The 25,847-nt window shown below is 53.1% G+C and carries 21 protein-coding genes; 10 read left to right on the forward strand and 11 right to left on the reverse strand.

What is annotated here, in order from left to right:
- Positions 1-153: 153 nt before the first annotated feature.
- The 3 genes from PXG97_RS11790 to PXG97_RS11800 all read right to left on the reverse strand — a co-directional run bounded on the left by PXG97_RS11790 (position 154) and on the right by PXG97_RS11800 (position 3,713).
- A complete protein-coding gene (locus tag PXG97_RS11790; RefSeq protein WP_276497947.1) occupies positions 154-798 on the reverse strand; it encodes an O-methyltransferase in 645 nt (214 codons plus the stop codon).
- A 101-nt stretch (positions 799-899) separates the two neighbouring features.
- Complete coding sequence (locus PXG97_RS11795; protein ID WP_276497948.1) at positions 900-2,132, reverse strand: M16 family metallopeptidase; 1,233 nt, start codon at positions 2,130-2,132, stop codon at positions 900-902.
- 795 nt (positions 2,133-2,927) lie between these two features.
- Positions 2,928-3,713, reverse strand: a complete 786-nt coding sequence (locus tag PXG97_RS11800; protein ID WP_276497949.1) for a hypothetical protein — start codon at positions 3,711-3,713, stop codon at positions 2,928-2,930.
- A 165-nt stretch (positions 3,714-3,878) separates the two neighbouring features.
- Between PXG97_RS11800 and PXG97_RS11805 the strand changes: the two genes are divergently transcribed.
- From PXG97_RS11805 to PXG97_RS11820, 4 genes are all read left to right on the forward strand, one after another.
- Positions 3,879-4,883 carry a glycosyltransferase family 9 protein gene (locus PXG97_RS11805; RefSeq protein WP_276497950.1) on the forward strand — a complete coding sequence of 335 codons (1,005 nt, stop codon included), beginning with the start codon at positions 3,879-3,881 and terminating at the stop codon, positions 4,881-4,883.
- A 3-nt stretch (positions 4,884-4,886) separates the two neighbouring features.
- On the forward strand, positions 4,887-5,447 hold the full coding sequence (locus PXG97_RS11810) for a hypothetical protein (protein WP_276497951.1): 561 nt from the start codon (positions 4,887-4,889) through the stop codon (positions 5,445-5,447).
- A gap of 101 nt (positions 5,448-5,548) precedes the next feature.
- On the forward strand, positions 5,549-6,841 hold the full coding sequence (locus tag PXG97_RS11815) for an aminopeptidase P N-terminal domain-containing protein (RefSeq protein WP_276497952.1): 1,293 nt from the start codon (positions 5,549-5,551) through the stop codon (positions 6,839-6,841).
- Positions 6,842-7,218: 377 nt separating this feature from the next.
- Positions 7,219-8,688, forward strand: coding sequence for an OmpA family protein (locus tag PXG97_RS11820; RefSeq protein ID WP_276497953.1), 1,470 nt, complete (start codon positions 7,219-7,221; stop codon positions 8,686-8,688).
- A 436-nt stretch (positions 8,689-9,124) separates the two neighbouring features.
- Here the strand turns inward: PXG97_RS11820 and PXG97_RS11825 are convergent, their stop codons facing one another.
- The 7 genes from PXG97_RS11825 to PXG97_RS11855 all read right to left on the reverse strand — a co-directional run bounded on the left by PXG97_RS11825 (position 9,125) and on the right by PXG97_RS11855 (position 14,229).
- Positions 9,125-10,048 carry an aspartate carbamoyltransferase catalytic subunit gene (locus tag PXG97_RS11825; RefSeq protein ID WP_276497954.1) on the reverse strand — a complete coding sequence of 308 codons (924 nt, stop codon included), beginning with the start codon at positions 10,046-10,048 and terminating at the stop codon, positions 9,125-9,127.
- Positions 10,049-10,060: 12 nt separating this feature from the next.
- Positions 10,061-10,609 carry a bifunctional pyr operon transcriptional regulator/uracil phosphoribosyltransferase PyrR gene (gene pyrR, locus PXG97_RS11830; protein ID WP_276497955.1) on the reverse strand — a complete coding sequence of 183 codons (549 nt, stop codon included), beginning with the start codon at positions 10,607-10,609 and terminating at the stop codon, positions 10,061-10,063.
- Between the two features lie 180 nt (positions 10,610-10,789).
- The gene (locus PXG97_RS11835) at positions 10,790-12,283 is read right to left on the reverse strand and encodes a hypothetical protein (protein WP_276497956.1); all 1,494 of its coding nucleotides are present in this window, start codon (positions 12,281-12,283) and stop codon (positions 10,790-10,792) included.
- Between the two features lie 111 nt (positions 12,284-12,394).
- Positions 12,395-12,805, reverse strand: coding sequence for an EVE domain-containing protein (locus PXG97_RS11840; protein ID WP_276497957.1), 411 nt, complete (start codon positions 12,803-12,805; stop codon positions 12,395-12,397).
- Positions 12,806-12,882: 77 nt separating this feature from the next.
- Positions 12,883-13,095: a hypothetical protein gene (locus tag PXG97_RS11845; protein ID WP_276497958.1), complete on the reverse strand. Its 213-nt coding sequence runs from the start codon at positions 13,093-13,095 to the stop codon at positions 12,883-12,885.
- Between the two features lie 32 nt (positions 13,096-13,127).
- Positions 13,128-13,556 carry a hypothetical protein gene (locus tag PXG97_RS11850; RefSeq protein ID WP_276497959.1) on the reverse strand — a complete coding sequence of 143 codons (429 nt, stop codon included), beginning with the start codon at positions 13,554-13,556 and terminating at the stop codon, positions 13,128-13,130.
- A gap of 280 nt (positions 13,557-13,836) precedes the next feature.
- Positions 13,837-14,229: a hypothetical protein gene (locus PXG97_RS11855; protein WP_276497960.1), complete on the reverse strand. Its 393-nt coding sequence runs from the start codon at positions 14,227-14,229 to the stop codon at positions 13,837-13,839.
- A gap of 208 nt (positions 14,230-14,437) precedes the next feature.
- On the opposite strand from PXG97_RS11855, the gene polX reads away from it, so the two are divergent.
- The 4 genes from polX to PXG97_RS11875 are packed head-to-tail and all read left to right on the forward strand — an operon-like array spanning position 14,438 to position 18,185.
- A complete protein-coding gene (gene polX, locus PXG97_RS11860; protein WP_276497961.1) occupies positions 14,438-16,141 on the forward strand; it encodes a DNA polymerase/3'-5' exonuclease PolX in 1,704 nt (567 codons plus the stop codon).
- 34 nt (positions 16,142-16,175) lie between these two features.
- Complete coding sequence (locus PXG97_RS11865; RefSeq protein ID WP_276497962.1) at positions 16,176-17,159, forward strand: glycosyltransferase family 9 protein; 984 nt, start codon at positions 16,176-16,178, stop codon at positions 17,157-17,159.
- Positions 17,156-17,773: a hypothetical protein gene (locus PXG97_RS11870; RefSeq protein ID WP_276497963.1), complete on the forward strand. Its 618-nt coding sequence runs from the start codon at positions 17,156-17,158 to the stop codon at positions 17,771-17,773. The genes PXG97_RS11865 and PXG97_RS11870 overlap by 4 nt, the downstream gene beginning before the upstream one ends.
- A gap of 7 nt (positions 17,774-17,780) precedes the next feature.
- Entirely contained in the window at positions 17,781-18,185 is a 405-nt protein-coding gene (locus PXG97_RS11875; RefSeq protein WP_276497964.1) for a hypothetical protein, read from the forward strand.
- A gap of 120 nt (positions 18,186-18,305) precedes the next feature.
- Here the strand turns inward: PXG97_RS11875 and serS are convergent, their stop codons facing one another.
- Positions 18,306-19,580, reverse strand: a complete 1,275-nt coding sequence (gene serS / locus PXG97_RS11880) for a serine--tRNA ligase (protein WP_276497965.1) — start codon at positions 19,578-19,580, stop codon at positions 18,306-18,308.
- 287 nt (positions 19,581-19,867) lie between these two features.
- Between serS and rho the strand changes: the two genes are divergently transcribed.
- Positions 19,868-21,601 (forward strand): transcription termination factor Rho, encoded by a 1,734-nt coding sequence (gene rho / locus PXG97_RS11885; protein ID WP_276497966.1) that lies wholly within the window; start codon positions 19,868-19,870, stop codon positions 21,599-21,601.
- Positions 21,602-22,630: 1,029 nt separating this feature from the next.
- Entirely contained in the window at positions 22,631-25,834 is a 3,204-nt protein-coding gene (locus PXG97_RS11890) for a SusC/RagA family TonB-linked outer membrane protein (protein ID WP_276497967.1), read from the forward strand.
- Positions 25,835-25,847 lie beyond the last annotated feature (13 nt).

The following is a 25,847-nucleotide window of genomic DNA, read 5'->3' on the forward strand; positions in this document are numbered from 1 at the left end:
CGACTTGCCAAGTTCCTGCATTATTTTTTTGAGGAGGAAAAGTGTAGATTTTTCATGCAGCCAGGGGAGGGGGAGGCTAAGCTGCAGAAGTATAGTGCCTTAGGGCAGGGGCGAGAAAAAAGGAGAGGCTTTTGGGTGCCTCTCCTGATAAGATTATTTTTTGCGGGCGATCATCAGGCCGTCGCGCACCGGCAGCAGCAGGTTCTCCACCCGCTCGTCCTGGTGCACGTGCAGGTTAAAATCCATTACGGCCTTGGTGTCCTCGTCCAGCTTTTTACGGTACTTTTCCAGCACCTTGCCGCTCCAGAGCACGTTGTCGGCAATAATGTAGCCGCCTGGGCGCACTTTGTCTATTACCATGTCGTAGTAGCGGGCATAGTTAATTTTGTCGGCATCGATGAACACCAGGTCGAACTCGGCTTCTATCGTCGGCACGATCTCCAGCGCATTGCCAATGTAGAGCTTAATGCTATCGCCGTAGCCCGATTCCTGGAAATAGCCGCGCACGCGCTCCTCCAGTTCCTCGTTTATGTCCACAGTGTGCAGGGTGCCGCCCGGTTGCAGGCCCTCGGCCATGCATAGCGCGGAGTAGCCGGTATAGGTGCCAATCTCTAGGATCTGCTTTGGCTGTATCATTTTAGAGTACATGCTCAGCAAGCGCCCCTGCAGGTGCCCCGACAGCATGCGCGGCCGCATTACGCTCAGGTGTGTCTGGCGGTTTATCTTGTGCAGCAGCTCGCTCTCCGGCGAAGTGTGGTCCTCAGAGTAGCGCAGCAGTTCTTCGTCTATAAATTCCATCGTCTAAATTATTAGTTGATGCTTGTTAGTTGCTTCTGCTTTGGAGTGGCTGCATGATATCAGATGAAACTCAACCATTCAACAATACAGCAATGTAACCATTAATTAGGCACGTAATTCAGGATGCTCAGGTTCTCCTCACGCAGCACATCGTTAGCGATGTCCACCAGGTCGCGGGCTTCTATACTTTTGATCTTGTCGAAGATTTCGTTCAGCGACTCTGCCTTGCCCTGGTCCAGGATACTTTTGCCCAGCATCATCATCAGGCCCATGTTGCTCTCCTCAGCCATGGCCAACTGCCCCATCAGCTGCTCCTTTGCCGTGTGCAGCTGCAGCGATCCGAGCGGCTTCTCGCGCAGCTTCTTCAGCTCTTTCATCACCAGTGAGGTGGTGCGCTTCAGCTGCTTTTTCTCGGTGCCGAAGTAGATGCTCAGCAGGCCGGTATCGATGTAGGTGGCGTAGTTGGAGTCTATGGTATACACCAAGCCGTGCTTTTCGCGCACGGCCAGGTTCAGGCGGGAGTTCATGCCCGGGCCTCCCAGCAGGTTGTTCAGCATGAAGAAGGGGATACGGCGGTCGTCGCCCAGGGCGTAGGCCGGGCAGCCAATCACGCAGTGGGCCTGTGAGATCGGCTTCTCAAAAGTAACGACTTTAGGCGTGTAGCCGGTAAAGGGCACGCGCTCGCGGTGCTTTTTTATACTGGGGATGTCGCTCAGGTACTTCTCCGCCAGCTTCACCACCTTCTCGAAAGGCAGGTTGCTCACCGAGCAGAACACCAGTGCGTCGGTGCTTAGGTTGCGGTCCAGAAAGCCCAGGAAGTCCTGCTTCTGAAAGCCGGAAACGCTCTCTTTGGTGCCCAGGATGTTGTTGCCCAGTGCGTGCCCGTCGAACACCACCGCATCAAACTCATCCACAATGGCCTCCTCCGGCGTATCCAAATACATGGCCATCTCCTCCAGGATTACCCCGCGCTCCTTCTCGATCTCCTTCTCCGGGAAAACAGAGTGGAAGGTAATATCCGTCAGCAGCTCAAAGGACTTCTCGAAGTGCTTGTCCAGCACTGAGCTGTAGAAGCAGATTTTCTCTTTGGTAGTATAGGCATTCAGCTCGCCGCCCACTGTTTCCAGGCGGTTTAGGATGTGGAAAGACTTTCGTTTCTGGGTGCCCTTAAAGGCCATGTGCTCCCAGAAGTGGGCCAGGCCCTGCTCCTGCGGCAGCTCATCGCGGCTGCCGATGTCCATCACGAAGCCGCTGTGGGCTATCTTGGTGTGCAGCACCTGCTTGTGTACAACCCGTATTCCGTTAGGTAAAGTATGAATATGATAATCAGGCATTCAATTCTAAAATTAGCCTGCAAAGGTACGGAAAAAGTACTGGATTTTCCGGAGGAATAGCGGATGTATTGCAGCCGGGGAAAGTATGGTGGCTTCTGCTGTGCCGGGACCAAGTCTTCTGCTGAAGCTTCGCAACGACATCAAGTTGAAGAAGGGATTAATTGTGAAGATGTTCTGTGAAGTTGATAAGAAAATTAAACAATAGACAAATAAGAAAGAGTAACCATTTATGGTTACCTTCTTCTTTTTCTTTCTGCAGTTCCGGGTCCAACCACCCCTTCCCCTCCTTGTCCAAGGAGGGGAACTCTGTTCAATCTCCGTCAGCAGTGGCTACCGAAATGATACCCAGTCTTCGGGTTGAGCGCCTTCTAGATTTCCGGTTTCGCTTCAGCGAAATTGCGACGTCAGGAGCAAAGGAAATGTAGACAGCGCGATGCCCGAGGACGAGCCCTCTCGGGCTTGAGAGCACCAAAGCCAGAGGTGAAACAAATTGGTTGTAAAGCCGTGGATGAACGGCAGCTAACAAGGATAGCTAGGTTAAAGCTACTGGAAGCAGGAGCAACAGGGAAAGCACGAGCTACAAGCTCGCGCTAGCGGGGGCTACAAACTCAGTTCAGGCAGCGGGAGCAGAGACTAAGAGAGGCACAAGCGAACGCTTGCGCCAGAGAAAGCTTAAAAGTATAGCAGACGCAAGTATGGCTTCCTAAGCCAGTCGAGTCAGAGACTCAACATCATAACAAGACACAAGTCTGGAGACTTGCGCGATGCAGAGTATTGCTACACATAGCTCAGAAGCTATTTCGTCTTCTCCCGTCCCCCCACATTAATCACAAAGCCAACGGCAAAAACAGAGTAAGCAGCCGTCAGCGTATCGCGGTTTTTCAGGCCGATGGAGGTGCCGCTGGTGTACTGCAGCTGCACCGACGGGTTGAGGGTGAGGCGCGTGTAGAAGATCGGCTCCAGGAAAATATTATCCTCCAACTGGCCCGGCACATTGTTTACCTTATAGTCGTGCATATCCACATAGCTGGCGCGCAGGGCGGTGCCGTAGTTTAGTGGGAACTCCCGGTTCAGCAACCGCAGCGATTTCTTGCGCTTGGAGGTGAAGTTTACCTGCACAAAGTATTTGCTGAAATTGGCGTCATGGCGCTCATAAGTCATCTCGCCGGTTTCTTTGTCCTCCTCTTTTTCGGTGCGCTCGGAACTGCCGCCCCCAAAACCGCCATAGATCTCCAGGATGCGGTTGTTCTCGGGGCCAAACGTGGTGAAGTAACCGCCGGCAGCCTCCAGCAGGTTATGCCTGTAGTCGCGTTTGCGGCGCTCGCTGCTCAGCATAGAGCCGTTCAGCAGCACGCCAAAGTGGTCTGACACGGCGTAGGCGGTGTTAAAGGTGATATTGCCCTTGGGCGTGACGTGGCCGCCGGCGCTGAGCTCACCTTTCTGGGTAAACATCGGCACATTGGGCACATTGGGCATGTAAGCGGAGGTGCCGCAGCCGGCCAGCAGCAGGGGCAGAGCCAGCAAGGCCGCAAGCTGTTTTATACTTTTATAAAAGGGGAGAGCGGTAAAGGGTGTATTCATAAAATGATATTCAGCACTACAAAGTTTGCCAACTTAAAGAATGCCCGCTGCATTCACAAGCAGGCAACGATAGATTTAGTGAAATATTCAGATTAATGAGTTAAAAGAGGCAGCCGCGTATTGCATTTTTAAGTAAGGCCGCTATCGTGTAGTTTTGTCGGTAGCATGAATAAAGTACTCATCATACAAACGGCTTTCCTGGGGGATGTGGTGCTGGCGACGGCGCTGGTGGAAAAGCTGCATACTTATTACCCGGAGGCGCAGCTCGACTTTCTGCTGCGCAAAGGCAACGAGGGGCTGCTGAAGGACCACCCGCTGCTGCGGCAGGTGCTGGTCTGGAACAAACAGGAAGGCAAGTATAAAAGCCTGATGCGGCTGCTCTCGCAGATCCGCACCGAGAAGTATGACCTGGTGGTGAACGTGCAGCGCTTCGGTGCCACCGGCTTCCTGACCGCTTTTTCAGGAGCCAGAGAAACCGTTGGCTTTGAGAAGAACCCGTTCTCGCGCCTGTTCACCCGCCGCTACGTGCACGATGTACGGTCGGGCACGCACGAGGTGGAGCGCAACAATATGCTCATCCAAAGTATAACCAACGCCATACCCGCCAGACCCAGGCTCTACCCCAGCCAGGTTGATTTCGCCAAGGTGGAGCACTGGAAGCAGGAGCCGTTCATCTGCATGGCCCCTACCTCGGTGTGGTTCACCAAACAGTACCCGCAGGAGCAGTGGGTGCAGCTCATCAACAGCCTCGACCCCAAGTATAAAGTATACTTGCTCGGCTCGCCCGCCGATAAGCAGCACTGCGACGAGATCATCGGCCAAAGTACAAGCCAGCGTGTGGAAAACCTCTGCGGACAGCTGAACCTGCTGCAGTCGGCGGCCCTGATGCGCGATGCCGTGCTCAACTACGTGAACGACTCCGGCCCCATGCACCTGGCCTCCGCCCTGAATGCCCCCACCTGCGCCATCTACTGCTCCACGGTGCCGCGCTTCGGCTTTGGCCCGCTGGCCGACTTTGCCGAGGTGGTGGAGCGCGAGGAGCCGCTGTACTGCCGCCCCTGCGGTTTGCACGGCTACAAGGCCTGCCCGCAGGGCCACTTCAAGTGCGCCCGCGAAATCCGGAATGAGCAGCTGCTGGAGGTGTTAAGCGTTAAAGAGTCGGGGCGTTAAGGAGTGACCTTGACTGTCGATGTCAAAAAAGTCCTCTTTACTACTTTCGCCTGCTTTTTACTAGCAGCAAGTGCCTTCACACTAGATTCTAAAGATCAGGCTACGCTTTACAGCCCCTTCCTTTTCACCACGGTTACTATCTTAACCGCTCTCGACCGGTTAAGAGTAAACAAATTAAAAGCAGTAGGGTTAGGGTTGATGCTGACCTTGCCTGTATTTTTCGTTTCGGTGTTAGCTGGAGTCGGCCTTACACAAATCTTAAGGCATGCCCACGCTGGGCTGGTTGTAAGCTCGGCCATGTCGGCAGGGCTTATGTTCCTGGTTAGCAGCTTATACTTCAGCATAGAGCGCTTTAAAACCGGTTTGGCGATCACGGCAGTGCTGGGGTTCTCTGTGCCGTTTGTGATTCAGCTGGTTGAGCTGTGCCTGCCCGGCACGAAGTCACCGGCAGGGTTCGTCGAAGATCCGGGGCTGTTCTTCATCTGCTGGCAGACGTTTGTGGGGTTGGGAATAAGTATAGGCGTTTGGGGAAGAGCAGGACAGGGGAAGCATACTTCAGCATGAGGCTCTGTTCCAGTCCCCCCGCATACTATACTTGCCCCACCTGCAGTTTTACACTATATTAGAAGTATAAATATCAGGCTAAACCTACAAAATAAAACTTCATGAAATACGAGCCTATCGGGCAGGAGCTGTTTATTAACCACCGCCACAACTTTTGTAAGCAGCTCAAGCCTGCGTCTATCGCCATCTTCCACTCCAACGACACCATGCCCACCAATGCCGACGGCACCATGCCTTTCCGGCAGAGCAGCGACCTGTTCTACCTAACCGGCGTGGACCAGGAGGAAAGTATACTGCTGCTCTTCCCGGACTGCAAGGACGAGCGCCTGCAGGAGGTGCTGTTTGTGCGCGAGACAAACGACCACATCCTGACCTGGGAAGGCTACAAACTAACCAAAGAGCAGGCGCGGGAGGTATCGGGCATCCAAACCATTTACTGGACGCACCAGTTTGAGCAGGTGCTGCACACGCTCGTTTTCGAGGCCAGGCGCCTGTACCTGAACACCAACGAGCACCTGCGCGCCGTGGTGGAGGTGGAGACGCGCGATGCCCGCTTCATCAAAAAGCTAAAGGAACAGTTCCCGCTGCACAAGTATGAGCGCAGCGCCCCCATCATGCACCACTTGCGGGCCATAAAATCGCAGCGGGAGGTGGAACTGATACAGCAGGCCTGCGATATCACCGACAAGGCTTTCCGAAGGCTGCTGGGCTTTATAAAGCCGGGCGTGATGGAGTATGAGGTTGAGGCGGAGATATACCATGAGTTCCTGCGCAACCGCTCCAAGGGGCCGGCTTACGAGCCTATCATTGCCTCCGGCGGGAACGCCTGCATCCTGCACTACACCGACAACAGCCGCGAGTGCAAGGACGGCGACCTGGTGCTGATGGACTTTGGGGCGGAGTATGCCAACTACGCTGCCGACCTGACGCGCACGGTGCCGGTAAACGGCAAGTTCACCAAGCGCCAGCGCGAAGTGTACGAGGCCGTGCTGACGGTGATGAAAACCGCCACGCGCATGCTGGTGCCCGGCAACACCCTAGACCAGTACCACAAATTTGTGGGCACCGTGATGGAGAACGAGCTGATAAAGCTTGGCCTGCTGAGCGAGAGCGACGTGCGCAACCAGGACCCGGACAGGCCACTGTACAAAAAGTACTTCATGCACGGCACCTCGCACCACCTGGGGCTGGATGTGCACGACGTGGGCAATAAGTTCCGTCCGTTTGAAGAGGGCATGGTGTTTACCTGCGAGCCGGGCATCTACATCCGGGAAGAAGGCATTGGCATAAGGCTGGAGAACGATATCCTGGTTACCCATAACGGGCCGAAAGACCTGATGCAGCACATCCCCATTGAAGCGGATGCTATAGAGCGACTGATGCAGGAAGGATAACAAAACAGGATTCACCTATAGTATAAGGGCTGTCGGAATATGCTGACAGCCTTTTTTATTGTACTTACTTTAAAATATGAGCCCTTGCATCAAAAAAAATTGAAGAATAAAACCTTGCACTGTGGTTTCAGTTTGAAGTATAGAACGCATACCGGCCAAACCACCCTGGCCAAAACGGGTGCAATTTGGGCGGTGGTACACAGTGGTTTATGTTCAACCCAAACAAAAGTGCCTATGGTAGAACGTTACCAATCCCTGAAGAAGCATGTTGGCGGGCTGTACCCGGCCTATGATGGCGGGTGCAAAATTTTAGGCACAAAACAAACTCGTTACGAAACATGCACGTATTGTCATATCAACATATACTTTGTAGAATCATGCAAACACATTTATCAAAAATTAAGATGCTAGCTTTCGCGCTCGTGTTCCTGCTTGTGGCAGGACCCAGTGTATTCGCGCAAAGCTCTGACCAAAGAACAAATCTGCAGATATACGGAAGTGCCTTACAATACAAAGGCGACTTAGAAGACCAGTTCTTTGAAAGTAACAGGCTGGAGTGGGGCGGCGGACTTAACCTGAATCGCTACCTAAGCCCTTCGTTTGATGCAGGCCTGCACCTGACGTACGGAGGCGTTGAGTCTAAAATGTCTGACATGGACAGGTTCGACTCCCAGCTGGGTACTGTAATGCTGGCTGTTCGCCTTAAGATGTATGGCAACATCCTGCCAGAAGATGCCTTTATCGGCCCATACCTGCAAGTTGGTGGTGGTGGTGCCTGGGGTAAAATAGATGCCATTTCTGGCGGTATGGTGTCCCCTGCTGACGATGATAAGTTCTTCTCAGGCGCGTTAAAAGGCGGTGCCGGTATCCGTCTCCGTTTTTCTGATGCCGTTAGCGCTTTCATCGAGACCAATTACATGATCATTGGCCAGGATAAGATTGACGGAGTGGATGTGGGCGATAACGACCGCTTCCTGATGCACAACGTAGGCCTTGGCTTTAACCTGGGCAAGGCAAAAGACACGGACGGTGATGGCGTGCCTGACAGACGCGACGACTGCCCTGACACCCCAACCGGCGTGCAGGTAGACAAGAAAGGTTGCCCAATAGACTCTGACGGCGACGGTGTGCCTGATTACCAGGACGAGTGCCCTTCTGAGGCTGGTGTGGCTAACCTGAACGGATGCCCTGACCGCGACGGCGACGGTATTGCTGACAAGAATGACCAGTGCCCTGATGAGGCCGGTACTGCCGCTACAAACGGTTGCCCTGACTCTGACAATGACGGCATAGCCGATGCCCAGGACAAGTGCCCTGACACTCCTGCCGGCGTGCAAGTTGGCCCAGACGGTTGCCCAGTAGACTCTGACGGCGACGGTGTTCCGGATAACGAAGATGCTTGCCCTAACTCAGCCGGTACTGCCGAAACCAAAGGATGCCCTGAGCTGGATGAGGCTACGAAGAAACTGATCGAAGAGAAAGTACGCTTCGAGTTCGACAGAGCCCGTGTGCAGGATAGCTACAAGCAGCTGCTGGACAGCATCACTGTATCGCTGCAGAAATACCCAGACCACGTGCTGCTGATCAAAGGCCACGCTGACTACATCGGTTCTGAGGAGTACAACCAGGCGCTGTCTGAGCGCAGAGCCGAGGCTGTGAAAGAATACCTGATCCAGCAGGGTGTGCAGAACCCAGACCGACTGGTGACGAAAGGCTATGGCGAGACGCAGCCACTTGTAAAAGTGAACGAGCGCCTGTCCAGACGCAGAACGGAGAAGGAGCGCGCCCAGAACAGAAGGGTAGGCTTTGAGATGAACACACCAGATATGCAGATAAACCTGGATTAACATATCTGAAGTATAAAACAAAAGCGCCGCAGGCATATGCCTGCGGCGCTTTTGTTTTATACTTCAACGTGTAAAGGATGCTTAGGCCGGAAAAACCATAAGAAAGACCCTCGCCCGCCTCCGGCGTGTGTGCGTTATCTGGTGGTGCCCCGCCTCTTATACTTTCAAAGCTAGCTCTACCCTTTATGGCGCGAGCGTCCACGCTAGTGACTGGCTATGGTTGGGCCAGAGGTTCAGTAAGGTTATAAATCCGACCTTGTAATGGGGCTCGGGTTACAAACCCACGCCAGCAAATGACATGAAACGCATGTATACCTTGCACCTGCCGAGGGCAAGCGAGGGGGAGGAGGAAGTATAAAGTATAAACGCCCGCTCGTACAGAAAGAGCGGGCGTTTATACTTGGGGTAGTTTATACTTGGGGTATTTTATACTTTCTTATCCTTTTTGGGCCAGCAGGTACAGCACCGCCATGCGTATGGCCACGCCATTTTCCACCTGGTTCAGGATAATGGAGTGGTGCGAGTCGGCGGCATCGGAGCTGAGCTCCACGCCGCGGTTTATCGGGCCCGGGTGCATCAGCACGATCTCTTTGTTCAGGTTATCGAGCATTTTCTTGTCGATGCCATAGTATAACGTGTATTCGCGCAAGGACGGGAAGTATTTCATCTGCTGGCGCTCCAGCTGGATGCGCAGCACGTTGGCCACATCACACCACTCCAGCGCCTTCCGTACGTTGGTCTCCACCTTCACGCCCAATTGCTGGATATACTTTGGCAGCAGCGTAATCGGGCCGCACACCATCACCTCGGCGCCCTGCTTTTGCAGCGCGAAGATGTTGGACAGCGCCACCCGCGAGTGCAGGATATCGCCGATGATCACCACCTTTTTACCGGCCACTTCGCCCAAGCGCTCCCGGATAGAGAAAGAATCGAGCAGGGCCTGCGTGGGGTGCTCGTGGGTGCCGTCGCCGGCGTTTACGATGTTGGCCGGGATGTGGCGGCTCAAAAAGTGCGGTGCGCCAGGGCTGGAGTGGCGCATCACGATCATGTCCACCTTCATGGCCAGGATGTTGTTTACCGTGTCGAGCAGGGTTTCGCCTTTCTTTACCGAGCTGCTGCTGCTGCTGAAGTTGATCACATCGGCTGAGAGGCGCTTCTCGGCCAGCTCAAAAGAGAGGCGCGTGCGCGTGGAGTTCTCGAAGAAAACGTTGGCGATGGTGATGTCGCGCAGCGAAGGCACTTTCTTGATCGGCCTGTTCAGTACATCTTTAAAATTATCGGCAGTCTCAAAAATGAGCTGGATGTCTTGGGGGGTGATGTCTTTGATACCTAACAGGTGCCGGACGCTGAGCTCTTGCATGTATGGAGAATTTTATTCGTCGGTTTTGGTAATAAGCCAGATGGCGTCTTCCTCGGCCTGCTCACCTTTCCATTCTACCAGCACCCGCTGGCTCAGCAGCGAGTTTACCTTACGGCCCACATACGTTGGCTGTATGGGCAGGTGGCGGGTATAAAGGCGGTCTATAAGCACCAGCAGCTCCACGTTGGCGGGGCGGCCATAGGCAATCATGGCATCCAGGGCGGCACGCACCGAGCGGCCCGTGTAGAGCACATCATCCACCAGGATCACGTTTTTCCCCTCCACCAAAAAATCTATTTTAGTGGCGTTGGCCGTAATGGGCGTGTCGCGGCGGCGGAAGTCGTCGCGGTGGAAGGTGGTGTCCAGGAGGCCGGTGGGCACCTGCTTGCCCAGGATGCTGGCCAGGGTGCTTTGGATGCGCCGCGCCACGAACTTGCCGCGGGGCTGCAGGCCCAGGATCACAGAGTCAGAAAAGTCGCCATGGTTCTCGATCAGCTGGTGGCACAGGCGCAGCACCATGATGTCGAGCAGTTGGTGGTTTACGATGAGTCTTTTCTGCATAGCCGGGATAATTAAACGCAAATATAGAAAGGATTGGGAGAGTTATAAAGTTAGAAAGTTAAAGAGTTAAAAAGTTAGAGCCTGAGAGAATGCTGAAGAAGGGCATGCCCGGATCATGCCTGTTTTTCTCTCACGGGCATTCCTTTATGCGGAGAATCCTGATTAGGACAACCAATAACGCTAAAACGTGATCTTGTTGATGTAGAACACCTGCCGGAAATCGCCCCCTTTTGGTTTGATGCGCTGAAAGCCGAAGGAGGCCATGCTCTTGCCATACCACCGGATAAGGCCGGGGTACTCGGTGCTTTGGATCTTTTCGCTGTCTGCGTAGGGGAGCAGCTCTACCTCCGTCGTCTCGTCTGCGTAGCGGTCCTCATCCATTAGCTGGTACACAATTTTGCTGTCCTCGGGGTAAGCCATCAGCACCCGTCCATCGGGGAGGTACTGCACCTCCACCACATGGGTCAGTTGGTACGTGGTGATGCCCATTAAGGGCATGGCGTTGTCCCAAAGCAGCTGCCCCTGCTTGTCGAAGCCCAGGGCTATGGCATGGGTGCGCTTAAAGCCGTCTTCCTCCCTGTTTGGCCTAAGGCTGACATGGTCCAGGCCGATGTTGCTGCTGCGCGCGTTGCTGTACTCCGGGTAGTAGGCCTCGGCCGCCAACACATAGCCGGTGGGTGTCACGATAAGGTCGTGCAGGAGCAGGCGGTAATTAAAACTCGGGCCGCGGCCGGCATTAATACGGTTTTCCTCGCGGCGGCGGGTACGCTCCTCACGGCGGGGCTTCATAAACTTCAGGAAGTTGCGGAGCTGGAGAATGTTGTAGAAGTTGCCATCTACTACCCTTGAGGCCAGCGGCGTGGCAAAAAAACCTTGCGCGAAGCGTAGGTCGCGGGTGCCGTAGGTGCCGATCAGTAGCTTTTGGGTGCTGTCGCCGGGTGTAACCTCTGCGTTTAACAGGCTCTTGTTTTCCTGTTGAAGTATAAAGTAGTTGCTCAGCAGCTTGCCGTTGGCATCGAAGCTCTTGACCTGCAGCCGCGACACACGCCCGTTCGACTCAGAGATCACCACATCCACCCGGTTGTGCTCATGGTCGGCCAGCAGGTCTGAAAAAGTGGAGTGCTCGCCATAAGGGGAGGGCAGGGATGTGCTCTCACCGGTTTTCGTGTTTAGGTGCAGCAGCAGGGGCTTGCCGTCTTTCCGGTTGCGCCCGATCAGGAAATAGTTTCCCTGGAGCACGGCGTACTCGTAAATAATGTCGAGTTGGTCAAGCGTGTATTCCTTGTGCCAGGTATCGCCTGTCTGGTGGTTCAGGCGCACAAAGGTATAATCGCGCTGGTTATCGGCGCCAAACAACAGGTACGTGTAGGGGCCGGTGGTATAGTAGCGGATGTAGTCGTTGTCGGGTGCAATATTCACGGTGTCGGCCCATACTTCCTCCAGTTGGCTGTTGTACTTGGTGAAATGGAACGAGGCCTCCGTCTCCCAGCCATTGCTGGTTTTGTGGTACAGCAGCAGGCTGCTGTCAGGTAAGGCGATTACCTCTACATCCACCTCCTCAGCCTTCAAAGGGAGCTCCAGGCGCACAGGCTGTGTCGGTGCCTCCTGTGCCAGCAGGGGCACCGCAAGTACAAACGATAGCAGCAGGGCAAGCAGGTGGCGGAGGTGTGGCATAGGATCAGGGCGTTAGTGCTATCCGGTGAAGGAATAATATAAAAATAGCAGCTTATTACATTTTACTGTAAAAAGCTGCTATTCGTTGTCCTAGGGTGTGGCTTCTGTAACCTAGTTGCCCAGCGCCAGCAGCACGTCAAATTCCTCCGCCTTGAGCGGCATTACCGAGAGGCGCGACTGGCGCAGCAGTGCTATATCCTGCAGGCGCTCGTCCTGCTTTATCTGCTCCAGTGTTACCGGCTCCTTAAAGTCGCGGAAAGGCACCAGGTCTACCACCACCCACTTGCCCTTGTCGTCTGCGGCGGTTGGGTCCGGGTAAGCGGCTTTATCTACCTTGGCGATGCCCACCACGGCTTTTTCGGACACGCTGTGGTAGAACAGCACCAGGTCGCCGGGCTGCATCTGCTGCATGTTGTTGCGGGCCTGGTAATTGCGCACGCCGTCCCACATGGTGCGGCCTTCTTTTACCAAGTCGGCCCAGGAATAAGTTTCAGGTTCTGATTTTACTAACCAGTGTTGCATTAGTGTAAGGGTGAATGAAGTTAAAAAGTTAGAGAGTTTGGGAGTTGTAGAGGCGCACTACCTTGCGTCTTTAGAAGTTATCGGGAAGCCTGCGTGGTAGCCGCCTTCTGCTGCCGTGCCCGCCAGAACATCAACAGCTCATTGATGACGACGACGAACAGCGCACCATGCACCAGGCCCACCCAGTAGGTACTAGAGAGATCCAGAAGTGTAAGTATGGCAGAAAGTATCAGGAGAAAGCCCCTGATCAGCCCACGGCTGTTGTTAGATAGGTTTTCGTATGTTTTCATAATCGGCTAAAAGTATGATATAAAGAGACAGGCTAGTTCTTTTTGACCGTGATCTTGTGCCTCTGGCGCTGCTGCTGGTAACGCAGGACATCATCGGCGAGCAGGGTCAGCAGCATGCCGCTGAGCAGGCCGCCCCAGAAAGTATCCAGCACACCGGCCAGCACAAGTATAAAAACCAGCGCCTGCAGCCCAATCTTCAGCTGCATCTTATGGTTACTGGCCAGGCTGTGGTAGCGCTTGAAGGCCCTGCTAAACAAACTTGCCGCTTTAGGGAGGCTATCTGCCGTTCGCCGTAGAAAGCGCCGTGCTTCCCACTCAAACTGCACCAGCAGCACGCCCAGCACCACCCCGCCGAAAAAGCTAATGAACAGGTCGGCTACCGTAAGCACCATGAACAGGAGCAGCAGCAGCATAGCTGTTCTGGTCCGGGTGGATCTGGAAAGCTTGTCGTAGTTGAGCATTACCTTTGAGTTAGAATGTTCTTCTTAAGTATAAATCCCAGAGCTATAAGGGCAGTAACTCCTGCGGCCACCAACCTGTACAGGAAGCCGGTCCGGAAGGGTGAAGAGGTGCCGGTAAGCACAGAGGCCAACGTGAAAGCGGCTGCAAACGCGAAAAAGAGCAGGGCTGTACTCCGTTTCTGATCCAGGGCTACTGGTATACTTTGCAGGCCAGTTGGTGAGCTGTGCTTGGGTGAGTAGTCTATGGCTATACTTCTGTTGGGCGATTAACGTTCGGTGTTTATTCCATCCGCCTTACCTTCAGCAAACCATCCTTCAGCGAAACGATCTGCATGCGGTACTCGGTGGGCGGTGCGCTGCCATCGGCCATGCGGATCTGCACCAGGTCGTTCTGCAGCTGCTCCCACTCCCCCTGCTCTTCCTGCAGGCCATCGGTAGGGGCAATCTCGAAGCGCTTGAACACGCCCCCCGGCTCTATGCTGAAACCGGTGCGGCCCCGCGACGGCGGAAAATCATAGGTGTTGGGGCGGTATACCCACAGGCCCTCCTCGTCTTCCTCAAAAGAGTGCAGCCATACTTTCCCGGCCAGTTGTGCGGCTACTTTATCGTTTCGCTTGCAGGTAACGGCCATCAACAGCAGGCACAACAGGCAAAGCACGGACGTATATCTCATAAGTATAAATCAGGTTTATATGCTAAGATAGGGAATAAAGGCGGTATATGTAAGTATAAACATACAACTATTATGTACCCTGGTAGCTAACGGCAAGGGCAGATGATTATTACGAAAGAAAGCACGCAGTGGGTAGGCCGACTCCAGAAAGGACTATGGTTCGGGCGCTTTTCCTATCTTTGTAGCACACCGAAAAGACACACAGGCTTTGGAAAACAAGAAGATCATAAAACAGTTTAAGCTGGCGGCCGAGCTCATGGAGCTGCACGACGAGAATCCGTTCAAGATTCGCTCGTACACCAATGCGGTGGGCGCGCTGGAGCTGGTGGAGGAGCCCTTGGAGCAGATGACGCAGGCGCAGCTGGAAAGCATACAGGGCGTGGGCAAGGGCATCGCATCCAAAATCGTGGAGATAAACGAGAAAGGCTCTTTCGATGAGCTGGACCAGATGCTGGAGGTAACGCCAAACGGAGTGGTGGAGATGCTGCGCATCAAAGGCATCGGTCCGAAAAAAGTGCGCAACCTCTGGAAAGAGCTGGGGGCCGAAACCGTGGAGGAACTGCTGGAGGCCTGCGAGCAGGACCGTGTGAGCAAGCTGAAGGGCTTTGGCGCCAAAACGCAGGAGAACATAAAGCAGGCGCTGCTCTTTACCCAGCAGAACCGCGGCAAGCTGTTGTATGCCGAGGCCGAGCTGGTGGCGGAGCAGCTGCTGCAACATATAAAAGATGCCGTGCCAGAGGCGCAGGTAGAGCTGGTGGGGGAGATGCGCCGCCGTATGGAAATTATCACCGCGCTGCAGTTTATACTTGCCACCGACGCCCCGGCGCAGGCACATGAGGCACTGCAAGGTATAGCGGAGCTGCAGGAAGACCAGAAAAACTCCGGCCCCTTTGCCTGGCGCGGCGCACTGACCGAGAGCGGCATGCCGGTAGAGGTAAGGCTGGTGCCTGCGGAGCGCTTTGCCAACGAGCTGCTGCTAACGTCTTCGAGCGTGGAGCACCTGGCGCAGCTGTTTACGGGCAGCACTAACCTGCTGACGGTGGTGCGCGAGCAGGGCTATGCCTCAGAGGCGGATATCTATAAATCGGCGGGCATGGCTTATGTGGAGCCGGAGCTGCGCGAGGGCACCAACGAGCTGGAGCTGGCGCTGCAAAACAAACTGCCCCAGCTGCTGGAGCTCTCCGACCTGAAGGGCATCCTGCACAACCACAGCACCTACTCCGATGGCGCCCATACCCTGGAGCAGATGGCCACCTACTGCCGCGACATGGGCTACCAGTACCTGGGCATCTCGGACCACAGCAAGACGGCGGCCTACGCCGGTGGCCTGCGCGAGGGCGATGTGCTGCGGCAGCAAAAGGAGATTGACGAGCTGAACAAGAAACTGGCCCCTTTTAAGATCTTTAAAGGCATTGAGTCGGATATCCTGGGCGATGGCTCGCTGGACTACGACGCGGACATCCTCAAGACGTTTGACTTCATTGTGGCCAGCATCCACAGCACCCTGAACATGGACGAGCAAAAGGCCACCGCGCGCCTGATTACGGCTATCGAGAACCCTTACACCACCATGCTGGGCCACCCCACCGGTCGTCTGCTGCTGCGCCGCGAGGGCTACCCGATCAATCACAAAATGGTGATCGACGCCTGCGCCGCCAACAACGTCATCATCGAGATAAACTCCAACCCGTGGCGTTTAGATTTAGATTGGCGCTATGTGCAGTATGCTATGGAGAAGGGCGTGATGCTAAGTATAAACCCCGACGCCCACCACACCAATGGCTACGACGACATGAAGTATGGCGTGCTGGTTGGCCGGAAAGGCGGGCTCACCAAAGAGATGACCTTCAACGCCAAGCCGCTGGAGGAAGTAGAGACGTACTTTAAGGAGCGGAAGGAGAAGATAAAGTAAGCGGGTAAAGTATAAAGTCGAGCCAAAGTATAAAATGCCAAAGATTCTCATACTTCGTTTTTCCTCTATCGGCGATATTGTGCTGACCACGCCCGTCATTCGTTGCATCAAGCAGCAGGTGCCGGGGGCGGAGGTGCATTACGTTACCAAAAAGGCCTTCCAAAGTATACTGGCCCATAACCCGTACGTGGACAAGGTGCATGTGCTGGGGGAGAAACTGAGCGACCTGGTACAGGAGCTGAAGACGGAGAACTTTGATTACGTGGTGGACCTGCACAACAACCTGCGCACCCGCGTCATCAAGGCGCGGTTGGGCAAGCCAAGCCGCAGCTTCAACAAGCTCAACTACGAGAAGTGGCTGATGGTGAACTTTAAGTTAAACCGCCTGCCCGACGTACACATTGTGCAACGCTACCTGGATGCCGCTGCCGCCCTTGGCGTAAAAGACGATGGCCAAGGGTTGGACTACTTTATACCTGCCCAGGATGAAGTGGAGATTAACACCTTGCCCCAAGGTTTCCGGAACGGCTACGTGGCCTTTGCCATCGGCGCGCAGCACTACACCAAGCGCCTGCCCACTAAGCGCATCATCGAGCTGTGCGAGCGCCTGCAGCAGCCGGTTATACTGCTGGGCGGCAAGGAAGACGCCGCTACCGGTGAGGAAATCGCCGCTCATTTTTCAGACCAATCACCAAACAACAAACAACAAACAACGATCTACAACGCCTGCGGCAAGTATAACCTAAGCGGATCGGCCTCGCTGGTGCGGCAGGCAACGCAGGTGGTAAGCCACGACACGGGTCTGATGCACATTGCAGCGGCTTTCCAGAAGGAGATTATCAGCGTTTGGGGCAATACCATTCCGGAGTTTGGCATGTACCCCTTCCGCACCAAGTATAAAGTACTGGAAGTGCATGGCCTCAGCTGCCGCCCCTGCTCCAAAATCGGCTACAGCAAGTGCCCCAAAGGTCATTTTAAATGCATGCGGGATATCCCGTTTGAGGATCTGGAAGTATGAAAGCGGAGGTGATGAACACGGTTTGTACCTGCATCGTTGCTTTTGTCCTTTCACAGGGCTGTGGAGAGGCAAAGCAAAGTATAGGTGAGCCCGATGTGGTGGAGACAGGAGGTGCCGTTAAGGCGGCAGAAACTGTAGCAGAGGATCAAACAACTGATGTGCTGCCCGGTTGGGCTGAAGAGGTGTTTCTGGCGCAGAGCCTGAACCAGAAGTATAGCTTAGGTGCCTGGATGCAACCCAATATTCTTACGGGAGATTTTGATGGGGACAAACAGGAGGATGTGGCTTTCCTGATTGTAAACCGTGCTACGGACGAGAAAGGGTTGATGATCCTGTATCATGATAAAGGAAACAACTATAGCGTTTTTGGGGCCGGTACTGAGTTTGAGGACATGCGAAACATGGACTGGATCGAAATTTTTGAAAGAGTAGATGCAGGGCAGACGGTGGCTCCAACACTGGTAGATGAAGAAACAGGCGATATACTTGGTGAAGACCTGGAGAACGCAGTTTTATTAAAGTCGGATGCTATTTTTGTGCATTTGGCTGAAGCATGTGGGGGAGGTATTATTTACAAAAAAGAGAACGGCTACGGCTGGATTAACATTGAATGATAGAACTATGCCTAAATATAACTTAACCTGGGATATAACTGACGCAAAGCTACTGGAGGCGCTGCTTTTAGCATCCGGCGAAGAAGGCGGGGCCCCACTGCCCGAGGTGCTGCTGATGGCCGATGCCGTGGATGGCACCGTGCTGACCCACGCCGAAGTAGAACAAGGGCTGGAGAAGCTGATGTCGGTAGGGTATGTGACGATAAAGAAGAACAAGCTTCTGCTAGCCCCAGCCTTTCTGAAGGACTATGAAAGTATAGACGGCGCCGAAGACGAGCAGCAGGCGCTGGGGCAGTTACTGCAGACCAAGGAGCTGCACGCTGAGAACTTCGATGAGCCTAAGATCCTGATCAAGAAGTATAAACTCAAGAAACAGTACCAGGCTTACCTGGAGCAGTTTGGAGGGGAGTAAAAGAATTGGAAGTTTGGTAATGAGAAGATTCGAAGACCAGTGATAAACAGAACAGCCGCTGATGTATGAAATTCAGCGGCTGTTCTGTTATTTAAACTAGAGCATCTTCACATCTCCACACTAAGAAATTTTCTCAAACCCTAAGTAGGAGTGCAGCACCTTTGGCATGTTGATGCCGTCTGGCGTCTGGTTGTTCTCCAGAATGGCGGCCACGATACGTGGCAGGGCCAGGGCACTGCCGTTTAACGTGTGCAGCAGCTGCGTTTTACCGCTTTCAGTTTTGTAGCGCAGCTTCAGGCGGTTGGCTTGGTACGTCTCAAAATTTGAGGCAGAGCTCACCTCCAGCCAGCGGCCCTGGGCGGCAGAGTATACTTCCATGTCATAGGTAAGGGCAGAGGTAAAGCCCATGTCGCCGCCGCACAGGCGCAGCACGCGGTAAGGCAGCTCCAGTTTCTGCAACAGCCCCTGTATGTAGCTGCTCATCTCCTCCAGCGCCTCATACGAATTCTCCGGAAGCGTAATCTGCACAATCTCCACCTTGTCGAACTGGTGCAGGCGGTTCAGTCCGCGCACATCGGCGCCCCACGAGCCAGCCTCCCGGCGGAAACACGGGGTATGGCCGGTGTTCTTGATCGGCAACCGGTCCACCGGAACAATTTCGTCGCGGTACATGTTCGTGATGGGAACCTCTGCTGTTGGGATCAGGTACAGGTTATCTGCCGTGGCATGATACATCTGGCCGTCCTTGTCGGGCAGCTGGCCCGTGCCGTAGCCAGAAGCCTCGTTCACCACAATCGGTGGCTGCACCTCCATGTATCCGGCTTTGATGGCCTCGTCTAAAAAGAAGTTGATGAGCGCGCGCTGCAGGCGGGCGCCCTGCTTTTTATAAAACGGGAAACCGGCTCCGGATACCTTGTTGCCCAGCTCAAAATCAATGATGTCGTATTTCTGGATCAGCTCCCAGTGTGGTTGCGCCCCTTCGTGCAGCTGTGGAATCTGCCCGTGCTCCAGCACCACCTCGTTGTCCTCGGCGCTTTTGCCAAACGGCACGCTCTCGTGCGGCAGGTTCGGCAGTTTGTACAAGGCTTTCTGGATCTCGTCTTCCAGGGAGGAGAGCTGCTCAGCTAAGGCTTTGGTTTGTTGCTTCAGCTCGGAAGTTTCGGCTTTGGCGGTCTCGGCCTTCTCGCGCTCCCCGTTCTTCATCAGCATGCCAATTTCCTTCGAGAGGGAGTTGGCGCGGCTCTGAAGGGTGTCGTGCTCGTTCTGGACCTGGCGTCGCTGCTGATCGAGCTCCAGCAGAGCGGCTACCTCCTCGGCAGCGTTTTTGTAGTTTTTCTTGTTCAGCCCGGCAATCACCTGCTCGGTCTGCTCTCTTAAAACTGTTAGCTGTAGCATAATAAAGTATAATGTATGAACGCAAAAATAGAGCTTTTAAACTATTTAGCGGCTTTTACGAAATCTTTTAAACAAAAATTGAAACTTTTTATCTAAAACAACCCGTAATATTTGTTAATTAAAAGGCATTGCAATAACATTGCGGTACATTTGAAGAAGGCCCTTTTTCCCGTGCCTTTCTGACTCTTTCGCAACCTATTCTTTTTTCCTGATTTAAACGAAAATCTCTCGCTTTGTTCGCTCACCGCGAAACCTGGCAAGTTAAGTTAACTACCATACCATTATTTATGTACAAAATTGAAGAATTGAAAGATAGGCTTCTTTCAGAGCTCAAGGAAATTGCTGAGCAGCTGGGTGTTAAGAACTTTAAGAAACTCAGTAAGCAAGATCTCATTTATAAGATACTCGACCAACAAGCCATTACCCCTCCTGAAACTGTCTCCAAAAAATCCAATTCTGTGTCTCAAAATGAATCTGCAGGTAGTGCAGAAACAGCTGATGTTGAAGTTGCTGTAGTAGAAGAAGCAGCTCCGGAAGCACCTGCCAGGCCAGAAAGGCGCCAGCGCATGCAGGCCGCTCCCCGCAGCGAAGAAAAAGCGCAGGTGGCTGTGCCTGCCGAGGCCCCGGCCAAAGACCATGGCTCACAGAATCATCGTGAACGCGTTCGTCGCGACAACCGCAGCGAAAACAAAGAAGAGAACCGTGCCGATAACCGCGACAACCGTGGTGCCGATAGCCGCGAAAGCCGCAGCAACGATAACAGGGGAGAGAGGGAGCCGCGCAACGACAACCGCGGAAACGACAACAGAGACAACCGTGGCGATAACCGCAGCAACGACCGCAGTGATAACACGCGTCGTAGCAACCAGCAGCAGAACGCCGCCAATACCAATAATTTTAAAGAGTTCGACGGCATTATCCTGAACGAAGGGGTGCTGGAGCTGATGCAGGATGGCTACGGCTTCCTGCGCTCTACTCACTATAATTACTTAGCCTCTCCGGACGATATCTATGTTTCGCCTTCGCAGATCAAACTTTTCGGTTTGAAAACCGGCGACACGGTGAAAGGCCAGATCCGCCCACCGAAGGAAGGCGAGAAATACTTTGCCCTACTGAAAGTAGAAACAGTAAACGGACGCACCACCGAGGAGATTCGCGACCGTATCCCGTTCCAGCACCTGACGCCGCTCTTCCCGGAGGAACGTTTGAAACTGACAACCCGCCCAAGCCAGCTGTCAACCCGTATCCTGGATTTGTTTGCCCCAATCGGTAAAGGCCAGCGTGGCATGATCGTGGCGCAGCCGAAAACAGGTAAAACCGTGCTGCTAAAGGAAATCGCCAACGCTATTTCGGAAAACCACCCGGAAGTATACCTGATGATCCTGCTGATTGACGAGCGCCCTGAAGAAGTAACCGACATGGCCCGCAGCGTAAAAGCGGAGGTGATTGCCTCTACCTTTGATGAGCAGGCGGAGCGCCATGTGAAGGTTTCCAGCATTGTGCTGGATAAAGCCAAGCGCATGGTAGAGTGCGGCCACGATGTGGTTATCCTGCTGGATTCCATCACACGTCTGGCCCGTGCCTATAACACAGTAGTGCCTTCTTCCGGTAAAATCCTGTCGGGTGGTGTGGATGCCAACGCGCTGCACAAGCCGAAGCGCTTCTTTGGTGCGGCCCGTAACGTAGAAAACGGCGGCTCACTGACTATCATCGCCACAGCCCTGATTGATACAGGGTCTAAGATGGACGAGGTAATCTTCGAGGAGTTTAAAGGTACCGGTAACATGGAACTGCAACTGGACCGCAAGTTGGCCAACCGCAGAGTATACCCAGCTATCGATGTTCCGGCCTCCGGCACACGCCGCGAGGACCTGCTGATGGACCGCGACGAGCTGAACCGTATCTGGATCCTACGCAAGTTCATGTCCGACATGAACTCAATCGAGGCGATGGAGTTCCTGAAAGACAGAATGAAGGGCACCAAGAGCAACGAGGAGTTCCTGATCTCAATGAACGGGTAGAGAGAAGAGTTAGCTTAACTTATACAGACAGCCTGCCAGACTTCGTGTTTGGCAGGCTGTTTTTTGTTTTATACTTTTCTGTGTTTGGGTCTCCACCCTGCATTATGTGCTTTTGCACCTTTGCTGCTTGCCAACATGCCACACTTGCGGGAGAAACTAACAATGTAATGTGTCGTCATAAGAAGGCAAAGGCTGGCTCTGATCAAAACAAATGACATAGCTTTGCCTGTATTCTACACAAACTTTAACCGGCCCTCCTGCATAATATGACAATACACTCAGGAGCCGAGGCAGGCGTCTTTTTCATACTTGTACAAATGTACTTCCTGCCAATGCTTTAGCTCTGCTCCGGTAGCTACTCCTGGAGGTAATAACATCAGGCAACAGTACTTAAAAGCCTTGGCACGCTAATATATCTGTAAGCTTTCTAGCCATAAAGTCTTATCTCCTTCATAGTAGAAGGATAATCCTTGTTTAAATAAAAATATTTTTTAAAAGAAAATTAATATAATTGTTAGCTTTTGTTATATTGACTGTTGTTATAGAAGACACACGGCATTTTACCACTTAGGCTACCGCACGCACAACACCACACTGTAAGTAGAAAGCAAAGCGTACTCCGCAACTTATATCAAATAACGCTTGTATATATATAAATTTATTTAGTAATTAAGTAGTCAATCACTATGCCTATGTAACAACACTACTTCATCCCCTCACTTCTTTTACTGGTCCCTCCAAGCCCAGTATATGCAAGGCATATGCAGGTTATGGCGCTATTGTGTTTAGCGGCTACGTTGGCTGGCTAGTACCTTCAATAGAGTATGATTACCCTAATCTCAAACTATATTATATATGAAACAGAGATACTCTAGTACATGGTGGCTCCCAAAGTGCAACCATGAGCGCATTTTATCACGGGAAAAAGGGCTTGCTTCGGTACTCGCGGTGGCTTGCCTGCTGCACAGCCCTCTCCGGGCTGAGTCAGCACCTCCCTCCTTTTATTATCCGGTAGATAAACCCGGGGCTATGAAAGAGCTTATACAGCAAGGGACAGAAGTAAAAGGCAGAATAACGGGTGAAGAAGGGGAGGGAATTCCGGGCGCCACTGTGGTGGTAAAAGGCACCACAGTAGGAACTGCTACTGATGTTAATGGCAACTTTACCATTAGTGTGCCATCAGGGAGCAACACCCTCGTTGTATCCTTTATAGGCTATAAAACACAGGAGGTGCCGATCAATAACCGGTCGAGCATAAATGTGTCGCTGCAATCGGATGCGCAGGCCTTGCAGGAGGTAGTGGTGACAGGCTATGCGGTGCAGGAGAAGAAAGACCTGACAGGTGCCGTGGCTGTGGTAGACGTGTCCGAGATGACCAAACAGCCGGAGCCCACCGTTACAAGTATGCTGCAGGGTAGAGCAGCCGGTGTAACCGTCCTCAGCTCGGGCCAACCTGGTGAGTCGCAACAAGTTAGAATTCGTGGTTTTAACACCTTTGGCAACAACACGCCGCTCTACGTGGTGGACGGGGTGCCAACCCAGAACATCGGTGACCTGAATCCGAACGATGTAGAAACGATGCAAGTGCTGAAAGATGCCGGATCTGCCTCTATCTATGGTTCCCGCGCTGCCAACGGTGTGGTCATCATCACCACCAAAAGAGGCAAGGACAAGGTGAAAGTAACCTACGACGGCTATTATGGCACACAACGCCCGCCAGAAGGCAACCATTGGAACCTAGCTAACCCGCAGGAGATGGCAGACCTGAAGTGGATGGTATATAAAAACAGTCCGAACCCAGAGAACCCTACCCCAATAGATCCTTTGTATGGCACCTATACTCCCAGCAGTTCACCTAGGCTGCCTGATTACCTGGTGGCAGGTAATCTGACGGGCTTGATGGAAGGTGACCCGGCTGTAGACCCATCGCTTTATTCCGTAAATCCTTTCTATACCGGAGGAAGTTCAGAATTAAGCTCTTTCTATCGTATCGTGAAGGCTAATAAGGAGGGGACTGACTGGTTTGACGAGATATTCAACCCTGCTTCCATCACCAGCCACAACGTGGGCGTGAGTGGCGGTGGCGATATGGGCAGCTTTTATTTTGGCGCCAATTACTTTAACCAGGAAGGCACCTTAAAGAACACCTACTATAAGCGATACACTGTAAGGGCCAACAGCACCTACAACCTTTCTGAGAAGGTACGCATCGGAGAAAACCTCTCTTACTCCATTATTAACAACAGAATGGTTGGCGGAGGCGAAAACATGATCAACATGGCTTACCGCCAGCAGACCATCATCCCGGTGTATGACATCATGGGTAACTTTGCTGGTTCCTTTGGCAGTGGCCTGGGTAACGCCAGAAACCCGGTGGCACAGCTCGACAGAATTAAAAATAACAGAGCCTTGAGCAGCCGCCTGTTTGGTAATGCGTTCGCAGAGGCGGACCTGTTGCAGCACTTTACATTGCGCACCAGCTTTGGCGGCGAGATGTATAATACCAACAGCCGTGCCTTTACCTTTCCGGAGTATGAGAACGCGGAGAACAACTCGTTTAGCCAGTTCGACCAAAATGCAAACAGTGGCTATAACTGGACCTGGACCAACACCCTGACCTATAAGCAGAACTTCAATGATGTGCACAACATAACTGTGGTGGTTGGTACTGAAGCCTACAATAACTACTGGGAATTTGTTAACGGAACAGCCAGGGGATACTTCTCCTTCGACCCGAACTACACAACCCTCTCCACAGGAACAACGGCACGTAACAGCTTTAGCGGAAGGGGCGAAGATGCGCTGTACTCCCTGATAGGACGTTTGGATTACAACCTGATGGATAAGTATCTGTTTGGGTTCGTGATCCGCCGCGACGGGTCATCCAGGTTTGGAGCCGACACACGCTATGGCACCTTTCCGGCAGCTAGTGCCGGCTGGCGCCTCTCACAGGAGAGCTTTATGCAGGGCATCAGCTGGATTAACGACCTGAAGATACGTGGCGGTTATGGCGTGATGGGTAACCAATTGAACGTAGCCTCTGAGAACGCTTTCTTCCTGTATGGCGCTGATCCTAACCTGACATACTATGATATAGATGGCACCAATAAGACCACAGTAGAAGGCTTCCGACAGTCGCGCATTGGTTACCCAGGTGCAAAGTGGGAAACCAACATCAACAGCAACATTGGTTTCGATGCGACCTTATTCAACGGCAAAATAGACATAACAGCAGACTACTATCGCAAGGTAATCGACGACCTGCTGTTTGACCCGGAGCTCCCGGCTACTTCTGGAGCAGCGATAAGGCCGTTTGTGAACATTGCCAAGATGAAGAACAGCGGCCTGGACCTGGCAATCACAGGTCATATTAACGCAACCTCCGACCTTAGCTTCGATATCACCGGAACCTTAACGACTTACAACAACGAAATTCTGAAAGTATCCAATGGTTCAGCTTATTTTGATCGTGAGTCTCGTCGCTTTAACGGTAGCTACATTATCCGTAACCGTGTAGGGGATGCCATGAGCTCCTTCTACGGCTACCAGATAGAGGGTTTCTGGGACGATGAGGCCGAGATTAACGCTGCCAACGAAGCGGCGCAGGCTGCCACCGACGATGCAAATGCTGTTTACCAGTCGGACGTAGCGGTTGGGCGCTTCCGCTATGCAGATACCAATGGCGACGGTATCATCACCCCGGATGACAAAACCATTCTTGGTAACCCGAACCCGGACTTTACCTACGGCCTGAACATTGGTGCCAACTATAAGAACTTTGACTTTAGCATGTTCCTGTATGGCTCGCAGGGCAACGAAATATGGAACCAGGTAAAGTGGTGGACTGATTTCTACCCGAACTTTGGGGGAGCTAAGAGCAAAACCGCCGTGCATGACTCCTGGACGCCTGAGAACCGCAACGCCACTGCCCCTATCCAGGAACGAGAAGGATCTTTTAGCTCCGCCAACGTTCCTAACTCCTACTTTGTGGAGGATGGTTCTTACCTGAGAGCCAAGAACGTGCAGTTAGGCTATACTTTACCAAAGAGCATCCTGGAAAACTACGGCATCGGAAGCCTGAGAGTGTACCTGCAGGCTACTAACCTGTTTACCATCACAAACTACTCTGGAATAGATCCAGAGATATCGGGCAGCACAGTTGCTTTTGGTATAGACGAAGGTAACTACCCTAACGTGCGCCAGTACCTGGTTGGCCTGAACCTGTCCTTCTAGTTTTAAGACTTTA

Origin of the sequence: Pontibacter litorisediminis (assembly GCF_029360645.1) — a bacterium.
In the GTDB taxonomy this organism is placed as follows: Bacteria; Bacteroidota; Bacteroidia; order Cytophagales; family Hymenobacteraceae; genus Pontibacter; species Pontibacter litorisediminis.